This is a genomic window from Thalassobacterium maritimum, from assembly GCF_031127805.1.
In the GTDB taxonomy this organism is placed as follows: Bacteria; Verrucomicrobiota; Verrucomicrobiia; order Opitutales; family Coraliomargaritaceae; genus Thalassobacterium; species Thalassobacterium maritimum.
This window is the reverse complement of the sequence record NZ_JARXHW010000307.1, coordinates 1-320: the sequence shown is the minus strand read 5'-3', so window position 1 is coordinate 320 and position 320 is coordinate 1. Positions and strand designations below refer to the sequence as shown.

The following is a 320-nucleotide window of genomic DNA, read 5'->3' as shown; positions in this document are numbered from 1 at the left end:
TGTATGTCCCGCACTGTGAATGGGCAGGCGCTTTTTAAACTGAGAGAAATGGAGGTCTTGCGAAAGATGATCCATCAGGTCGCAGATTTTTCGGGCGTCGAAGTGCTTACTTATTGCTTGATGAACAATCACTTCCATGTGCTGGTTCGTGTCTGTCCGGAAGCTAAGGTCTCCGATTCGGAACTGATGCGACGCTATCGGGTGCTCTATGCGAAGCCTTCCTTGTATCAAACCGCTTCTGTTTCTGTGATGGAGCGGGAATTAAGAGATGGGGGAGCGGAGGCGGACTTGATTCGACAAAAGCTGCTGGCTCGCATGAA

Annotated in this window: 1 protein-coding gene; it reads left to right on the top strand. The window is 50.3% G+C overall.

All coding sequences use genetic code 11. The features are described from left to right. A partial coding sequence (locus QEH52_RS20975) for a transposase (protein WP_308952803.1) occupies nucleotides 1-320 on the top strand: 320 nt, incomplete at both ends.